The sequence below is a fragment of the Streptomyces sp. NPDC051133 genome (assembly GCF_040682635.1).
GTDB lineage: Bacteria > Actinomycetota > Actinomycetes > Streptomycetales > Streptomycetaceae > Streptomyces.
On sequence record NZ_JBFBBK010000022.1, the window covers coordinates 141,840 to 149,204 of the forward strand.

At 72.4% G+C, this 7,365-nt stretch carries 8 protein-coding genes; 2 read left to right on the forward strand and 6 right to left on the reverse strand.

The genetic code is table 11. The features are described 5' to 3' along the window. Positions 1–33 precede the first annotated feature (33 nt). The gene (locus tag AB0N17_RS23385; RefSeq protein WP_366013362.1) at positions 34–363 is read left to right on the forward strand and encodes a hypothetical protein; all 330 of its coding nucleotides are present in this window, start codon (positions 34–36) and stop codon (positions 361–363) included. Positions 364–381: 18 nt separating this feature from the next. On the opposite strand, the gene AB0N17_RS23390 is transcribed toward AB0N17_RS23385, so the two are convergent. After that, positions 382–960: a dienelactone hydrolase family protein gene (locus AB0N17_RS23390; RefSeq protein ID WP_366013363.1), complete on the reverse strand. Its 579-nt coding sequence runs from the start codon at positions 958–960 to the stop codon at positions 382–384. A 105-nt stretch (positions 961–1,065) separates the two neighbouring features. Here AB0N17_RS23390 and AB0N17_RS23395 point away from each other — a divergent pair, with 105 nt between their 5' ends. After that, entirely contained in the window at positions 1,066–2,172 is a 1,107-nt protein-coding gene (locus tag AB0N17_RS23395; protein ID WP_366013364.1) for a mechanosensitive ion channel domain-containing protein, read from the forward strand. 20 nt (positions 2,173–2,192) lie between these two features. Here AB0N17_RS23395 and AB0N17_RS23400 read toward each other — a convergent pair whose 3' ends face one another. From AB0N17_RS23400 to AB0N17_RS23420, 5 genes are all read right to left on the reverse strand, one after another. Continuing rightward, a complete protein-coding gene (locus AB0N17_RS23400; protein ID WP_366013365.1) occupies positions 2,193–3,779 on the reverse strand; it encodes a Na+/H+ antiporter in 1,587 nt (528 codons plus the stop codon). A gap of 75 nt (positions 3,780–3,854) precedes the next feature. Next, entirely contained in the window at positions 3,855–4,322 is a 468-nt protein-coding gene (locus tag AB0N17_RS23405; protein ID WP_366013366.1) for a GNAT family N-acetyltransferase, read from the reverse strand. Continuing rightward, a complete protein-coding gene (locus tag AB0N17_RS23410) occupies positions 4,319–5,263 on the reverse strand; it encodes an RluA family pseudouridine synthase (RefSeq protein WP_366013367.1) in 945 nt (314 codons plus the stop codon). The genes AB0N17_RS23405 and AB0N17_RS23410 overlap by 4 nt, the downstream gene beginning before the upstream one ends. Positions 5,264–5,356: 93 nt before the next feature. Continuing rightward, a complete protein-coding gene (gene lspA / locus AB0N17_RS23415; RefSeq protein WP_366013368.1) occupies positions 5,357–5,929 on the reverse strand; it encodes a signal peptidase II in 573 nt (190 codons plus the stop codon). Positions 5,930–5,996: 67 nt separating this feature from the next. Continuing rightward, positions 5,997–7,184, reverse strand: coding sequence for a TraR/DksA C4-type zinc finger protein (locus AB0N17_RS23420; RefSeq protein ID WP_366013369.1), 1,188 nt, complete (start codon positions 7,182–7,184; stop codon positions 5,997–5,999). Positions 7,185–7,365: the final 181 nt, after the last annotated feature.

The window sequence follows — 7,365 nt, forward strand, 5'->3', positions numbered from 1 at the left end:
GATAGGAGACACATGGCCACCCCCCAAGGTGCCTTGAAGAAAACCGCGACGGTCGCGGCCGCGATGGCCTTCGCCGGGCTCGCCTCCGTCGTGCAGGCGCCGGAGGCTTCGGCGGCGCCGGCCTTCGTCAACCTGACCGTGTGGGACGTCCACGGCGCCCCCATCTACAGCGAGCCCAGGGACTCGTCCCACAGAAGCCACGTGGAGCCGTACAAGGCGACCCTGCGGATCGCGTGCTCGACCAGCAAGACCCCCTCGGGGGCCCTGTGGTTCAGGATCTACGACTCCCAGCCTCCGGCCTGGGTCTGGTCCGGCCACTTCCAGTCGCTGGTCCACCCGCCCAAGGAGTGCTACCCGGGCTGACATGCCCCTGACCGTCGGCTAGGCGGTCTGCAGCCCTTCGAGGAAGCCGAGCGCCACTCTCCAGGTGGCCTCGGCGGCCTCGCGGTCGTAGTCCGGCAGGCCGGGGTCGGTGTAGAGGTGGCCGGCCCCGGCGTACCGGTAGACCTCCACGTCGGCGCCGGCCCGGCCCATCTGCAGATACCAGGCGGTCAGCCAGTCGTCCGTCTCGAACGGGTCCGGCTCCGCCACATGCAGCTGTACCGGCAGCTCGTCCACCTGCGCCGTCGGCGCGATGTCCGAGGTGCCGTGCAGGAGCAGCAGTCCGCGCGCCTTGTCGTCACCGAGCGCCAGGGTCTGGGCGACGGAGGCGCCGAGCGAGAACCCGGCGTACACCAGCCCGCGGTCGGAGTACGGCGCCGCCGCGAGCACGGCCCGCTTCAGCAGCTCCTCCTTGCCGATGTGCTCCTTGAACTCCATGCCCTCCTCGACGGTGTCGAACGTGCGCCCCTCGAAGAGATCCGGCGTCCACACCTCGTGGCCCGCCGCGCGCAGCCGGTCCGCCGCGTCGCGCACCGCGGGCCTGAGCCCGTAGGTCGAGTGAAAGAGCATGATGTTCATGAGGCCATGGTGCCAGCCGGGTACGACAGTGCCGGTGCCGCCTTACCCAGGATCGCGCCGAACTCACATGTTCATGCCCGCCGCGCGCCGGTTAGGAGCGGAGGCATGGATGCCGTACTCCGCCCCCTGATCGTGCTCGGCGGCTCGGTGCTGCTGACCCTGGCCATCGGCTGGGGCACCGACCGACTGCTGTGCAAGGCCGACGAACGGAATCACGACAGCCCCCTGTGGGGGCTGCTGCGCCGTGCCCGCATCCCCTACCAGCTCGTGCTCTGGGCCGCCCTGCTGCGCGGCTCGTACGACCAGGCGAAGCTGCTGGAGCGGCACCAGGTCGGCATCGGCCGGACGCTGACCCTGACGCTGATCGGATCGGCCGCCTGGCTGGTGATCCGGATCGCCGCGGCGATCGTCGAGACCACCTACACCCGCTACGCGCGCGCCCACCGCGACGCGGCCCGGGTGCGCCGGGTGCGCACCCAGGTGGAACTGATCATGCGGGTGGTGTCCGCGATCGTCATCGTCGTGGCCGCCGCCTCGATGCTGCTGACGTTCCCGGCGATGCGCGCGGCGGGCGCCTCCCTGCTGGCCTCGGCGGGCATCATCGCCGCCATCGCCGGTGTCGCCGCCCAGTCGACGCTGTCGAACATGTTCGCGGGGCTGCAGATCGCCTTCGGCGACATGGTGCGCATAGGCGACACCGTCGTGGTCGACGGCGAGTGGGGCACCGTCGAGGAGATCACCCTCACCTTCCTGACGGTACGGACCTGGGACGAGCGGCGGATCACCATGCCGGTGTCGTACTTCACCTCCAAGCCGTTCGAGAACTGGTCCCGCGGCACCCCGCAGATGACGGGCATCGTCTACTGGCACCTGGACCACAGCGCGCCGGTCGAGGCGATGCGCGAGAAGCTGCGCGACATCCTGCGCCAGTGCCCGGCCTGGGACGGCCGCGCCTACGGCCTGGTGGTGACGGACACCACACCGAACACCCTCCAGGTGCGCGCCCTGGTGACCGCGAAGGACGCCGACGACATCTGGACGGTACGGGTCACGGTCCGCGAGCAGATGATCACCTGGCTGTCGACGGAGCACCCCTACGCCCTCCCCCGCGTGAACACCTCGGAGGCCGTGCACCCCCCGACCCGCATCCCGCCGCCCGACGGCACCTCCCTGCGCAAGGCCTACGACTTCCCCCGCACGGGCCGCGGCTGACGGCACGCGCCCCGTGCGGATCACCGCAGGCTGCGCACGTCGAGATGGCGGAGCACCCGGTCCACGATCTCCGGGTCCGCACCCGGCTCGCTGCGCGCGGCCAGCACCGCGTGCCGGGCGGCGCTCAGCATCTCCGCCTGGATGCGCCGCACCCGCTTCAGCCGCCGGACCCGCTGGTGCTGCGCCTCCCGGCGCTCCTCCTCCCCCATGTCCGGGCTGATCCTGATCCCGATCTCGAAGGCGCGCCGCAGCATCTGCTCGGACAGTTCGTCGGGCAGCTCCTCGACCTGTTCGATCTCCCGCAGCCGCCGCTTCGCGGCCTTCGCCGCCCGCACCGCCAGCTCCTTCTCGAACTCCTTCTCCCGCTCGGAGTCGGCCCGCACCCCCAGCCGCCGCACCAGCCAGGGCAGCGTCAGCCCCTGCAGCACGAGGGTGACGATGATCACCCCGAAGGCGATGAAGACGAGGACGTCCCGCTGCGGGAACGGCGCCCCGGTGTCGGTCTTCAGCGGAATCGCGAGCACCAGCGCCACCGAGGCCACCCCGCGCATCCCGGACCACCACATCACCACGGTCTCCCGCCAGCTCACCGGGATCTCCTCGTCGTAGTCCCGGCGGGCGTGCAGCCGCTTGGTCAGCCAGGTCGCGGGCAGCAGCCACAGCAGCCGTACGACGATCACCACGCCCACCACGGCGGCGGCCCAGCCGAGGAGCTGGCCCCAGCGTCCCTGCGCCGTGCGGATGGCGTTGTGCAGTTCGAGGCCGATGAGGCCGAAAGCGACACCCGTGACGAGCGTGTCGATGATGTCCCAGAAGGTGTGCCCGGCCAGCCGGGTCATCACGTCGTCGGCGTCGGTGGCGTACTCGGCGAGGAACAGCGCCGTGGTGAGCACCGCGAGCACCCCGGAGCCGTGCAGCTTCTCGGCGAGCACGTAGGAGGCGTACGGCACCAGCAGGGTCATGCCGATCTGCAGAGTCGGGTCGCCCAGCAGATCCATGAGCTTGTTGGCGCCCCAGCCCAGCACCAGGCCGACGGCCACCGCGACGACGGCGGACAGCACGAGGTCGAGGCCCGCCTGCCAGGGCGAGAACGTGCCGCTGAGGGCGGCGGCGATCGCGACGTGGTAGAGCACGATGGCCGTGACGTCGTTGAACAGCCCCTCGCCCTCCAGGATCGACACCAGCCGGCGCGGCAGCCCCAGCTGCCCGGCGACGCTGGTCGCGGCGACCGGGTCGGGCGGGGCGATCAGCGCGCCGAGCGCGACGGCGGCGGCGACCGGCAGTCCGGGCACGATCGCCTGGGCGACGGCGGCCACGCACACCGTCGTCACGAAGACCAGGGCGACGGCCAGCAGGAAGATCGGGCGGACGTTGGCGGCGAACTGCCGCCAGGAGGTGCGCCGTACGGCGGCGTAGAGCAGCGGCGGCAGCAGCCCGGGCAGGATCAGCTCGGGCGGGATGTTCACGTTGGGCACGAAGTCGGCCACCGCCAGCGCCCCGCCGAACAGCGTCATCAGCACCGGCGCCGGCACCCCGAACCGGTCACCCACCGGGACGCTCACCAGGGCCCCGAGCAGCAGGGCGAACAACAGAGCCAACTGGTCCACGGCCGGCGCTCCGGGGGTCGACGATCACACGGCGGACCTCAAGCCTGCCACGGCCTCCACCGGGGAAGCGCGCTGCTAGAGGGCGCGGCGCATCGCCCGGTGCGGCAGGCCCGCGTCCCGGAACTCCGGGCCGTAGGCCACGTAGCCCAGGCGCTCGTAGAAGCCCAGGGCCTGGGTCTGCGCGTGCAGGTCCACCGCCGTGAGGCCACGCGCGTGTGCCGCGTCCTCGATGGCCCGCACCAGGGCCGCGCCGACCCCGAGGCCGCGCGCCTCCCGGGAGACGGCGAGCCGTCCCAGGGAACCCACCGACGGGTCCCCGCCGGTCTTCCCGGCCGCCGCCTCGCCGTGCAGCAGCCGCCCGGTGCCGAGCGGTACGCCGTCCTCGCGGACCGCCAGCACATGGACGGCGACGGCGTCGTAGGCGTCGTACTCGATGTCCTCGGCGACACCCTGCTCGACGACGAAGACCTCCTTGCGGACCGCGAAGCAGGCCTCGCGGTCGGCCGGGTCCTCGGCGACCCGGACGGTGTACGGCCCGCTCACGCCCATGTCTCCTCGCGGACCTGGTCGAGGGCCTGCTGCAGGTCCTCGGGGTAGACGCTCTCGAACTCCACCCACCGGCCGTCCCCCGGGTGCTCGAAGCCGAGCCGGACGGCGTGCAGCCACTGGCGGGTCAGGCGCAGCCGCTTGGCCAGGGTGGGGTCGGCGCCGTAGGTGAGGTCGCCGACGCAGGGGTGGCGGTGAGCGGCCATGTGGACGCGGATCTGGTGGGTGCGGCCGGTCTCCAGCTTCACGTCCAGCAGGGACGCGGCGCGGAACGCCTCGACGAGGTCGTAGTGCGTCACGGAGGGCTTGCCCTCGGCCGTGACCGCCCACTTGTAGTCGTGGTTCGGGTGGCGGCCGATGGGCGCGTCGATGGTCCCGCTCGTCGGGTCCGGGTGGCCCTGGACCAGGGTGTGGTAACGCTTGTCGACCGTGCGCTCCTTGAACTGGCGCTTGAGCGAGGTGTACGCGCGCTCCGACTTGGCGACCACCATCAGGCCCGAGGTGCCGACGTCGAGGCGGTGCACGATGCCCTGGCGCTCGGCGGCGCCGGAGGTGGAGATCCGGTAGCCGGCGGCGGCGAGACCGCCGATGACGGTGGGACCGCTCCAGCCCGGCGACGGGTGCGCGGCCACGCCGACCGGCTTGACGATCACGACCACGTCCTCGTCGTCGTGCACGATCTCCATGCCCTCGACCGGCTCGGCGACCACCTGCACCGGCGCGGGCGCCTGCGGCATCTCGACCTCGAGCCAGGCGCCGCCGCGCACCCGCTCGGACTTGCCGACCACCGTGCCGTCGACCTGGACCTTGCCGGCCGCGGCCAGCTCCGCCGCCTTCGTGCGGGAGAAGCCGAACATGCGGGAGATGGCGGCGTCGACGCGCTCGCCCTCCAGGCCGTCGGGCACGGGCAGGGTACGGATCTCGGGAATCGTGCTCACCCGTCGAGTATGCCGGACGGTTCCGGCACCCCCGCACGAGCCTGTGGACAAGTGCCCCGGATCCGGCGCCCCGCCACTCGGCGTCCCGGTGCTTCAGTCCTTGTGGACCGTGCCGTCCGGGTCCAGGCCGCGGAAGGACAGCAGCACGATCAGGATGCCGCCGCACACGATCGCCGAGTCGGCGAGGTTGAACACCGCGAAGCCCTTGGGCGCGATGAAGTCCACGACCTCGCCCTCGAAGACGCCGGGCGCCCGGAAGACACGGTCGGTGAGGTTGCCGAGCGCGCCGCCGAGGAGCAGCCCGAGCGCGATCGCCCAGGGGAAGCTGTAGAGCTTGCGGGCCAGCCGGATGATCACCACGATCACCGCCGCGGCGATCAGCGTGAAGATCACCGTGAAGGCGGCGCCGAAGCCGAAGGCCGCGCCCGGGTTGCGGATGGCGTGCAGCTCCAGCCACTCGCCGACCAGCTTGATCGGAGCGTGGCCCTCCAGCCTGGCGACCACGAGCGTCTTGCTGATCAGGTCGAGGGCGTACGCGAACGCGGCCACCGCGAACAGCACGGCGATCCGGCGCCCGCGGCCGCTCCGCCGCTGCGCCGGAACCCCCTGCTCGCCGCCGTCGTCCGGGGTGTCCGGCGTACCGATGATGCGCTCCGCCTCTGCCACGTGAGTCCCTCAACCTAGGTGCCTGACTGAGGACGAGAGTACGGCACGCCCCGGCGGGCCCTCACGCTCAGGAGCGGCGTTCCTGCTTCTGTTTGCACTCCACGCACAGGGTGGCCCGCGAGAAGGCCTGCATCCGGGCCTTGCCGATGGGGTTGCCGCAGTTCTCGCACAGGCCGTAGGTACCCGCGTCCAGCCGCTCCAGGGCGCGCTCGGTCTGGGTCAGCATCTCGCGTGCGTTGGCGGCCAGCGCCAGCTCGTGCTCGCGCGTGATGTTCTTGGTGCCGGTGTCGGCCTGGTCGTCGCCGGCGCCGTCCCCGGAGTCCCGCATGAGGCCGACCAGCGACGCCTCGGACGAGCTGATCTCCTCCCGCAGCCGCTCCGTCTCGGACTGCAGCTCCGCGCGGGCCTCGCCGACCTCTTCCGCGGTCCACGGATCCTCGCCGGGGCGGACCGCGAGTTCGCCCGGGTCCGCCGCGCCGATCCGTGCCTTGGGGACGGCGGTCTTGGCCGTGGCCGTGCCAGGAGTCTTCTTCGCAACCACTGTCGTGGCTCCCGTCTGCTTCGCGGCCCGAGCCGCGCCCGCTTTCTTGGCCGTGCTCTTGTCGGCCGCCGCCGAGGCGGCGGCCCCACCGGCCGGCGTCTCACCGCCGGCCTTCTTCGCGACCGCCTTCCTGGCCTGTGCCTTCCTGGCCGGTTTCGCGGCGACCGCCTTCCCGGCGGCCGTCGTCCCCGTGGCCGCCGTCCTGCCCGTGGCCGCCTTCCTCCCCGTGACCGCGTGCCGCGCTGCCGCCTCCTCGACGGCCGTCTCCTCGGCCACCGCCTTCTTCGCGGGACCCTTCTTCGCCGGAACCTTCTTCGCCGGGATCTTCTTCCCCGCTCCGTCGTCGGCCACGTGCTTCTCCGCGGGCGCCTTCCCGGCCGGCACCTTCCGCGCGGCCGTCTCCTGCGCGGCGGCCTCCCCGGCGGCCGTGTCCGGCGACGTGGTCCGCCCGGCGGCCGTCTTCCGGGCGTCGGCGTTCCGGGCGCCGGTGTTCCGGGCGTCGGTGTTCCGGGGGACCGTGGTGGCGGTCCTCTTGGCGGCCGTCTTCCGCACGGCCGTCTCGTGCGCCGCGGCCTCCTTCGCGGCCGTCTTCTTCCCGGTCCCCGCGCGCGTGCTCTTCCTCCCGGCCACTCCCTCGGCCCCACCACCGGAGGCGGTCGCGCCACTGGGCCGACCGGTCGCCGGCTGCTGTACGGCGGTCCTTTTCGCCACCATGGCCGCGACCCCTTCACATATTGTGATCTTGCTCGCGCATCGCGTGCTGGGACGATAAATCGACTTGAGTCCCGCGGCAACGGGGCACACCGCCCGATTCGCCCGCCCGCACCCCCCGCGCAGCGGGCCTGCATCCGTTGTGCCCAGCTCCCCGCCGGGTAATCCGACGGGCGGCGCCTCC

What these genes read in the sequence shown, in the direction of transcription:
- AB0N17_RS23390 (WP_366013363.1), bottom strand. Translation starts at nt 960, where the DNA reads ATGAACATCATGCTCTTTCACTCGACCTACGGGCTCAGGCCCGCGGTG.
- AB0N17_RS23395 (WP_366013364.1), top strand. Translation starts at nt 1,066, where the DNA reads ATGGATGCCGTACTCCGCCCCCTGATCGTGCTCGGCGGCTCGGTGCTG.
- AB0N17_RS23420 (WP_366013369.1), bottom strand. Translation starts at nt 7,184, where the DNA reads ATGGTGGCGAAAAGGACCGCCGTACAGCAGCCGGCGACCGGTCGGCCC.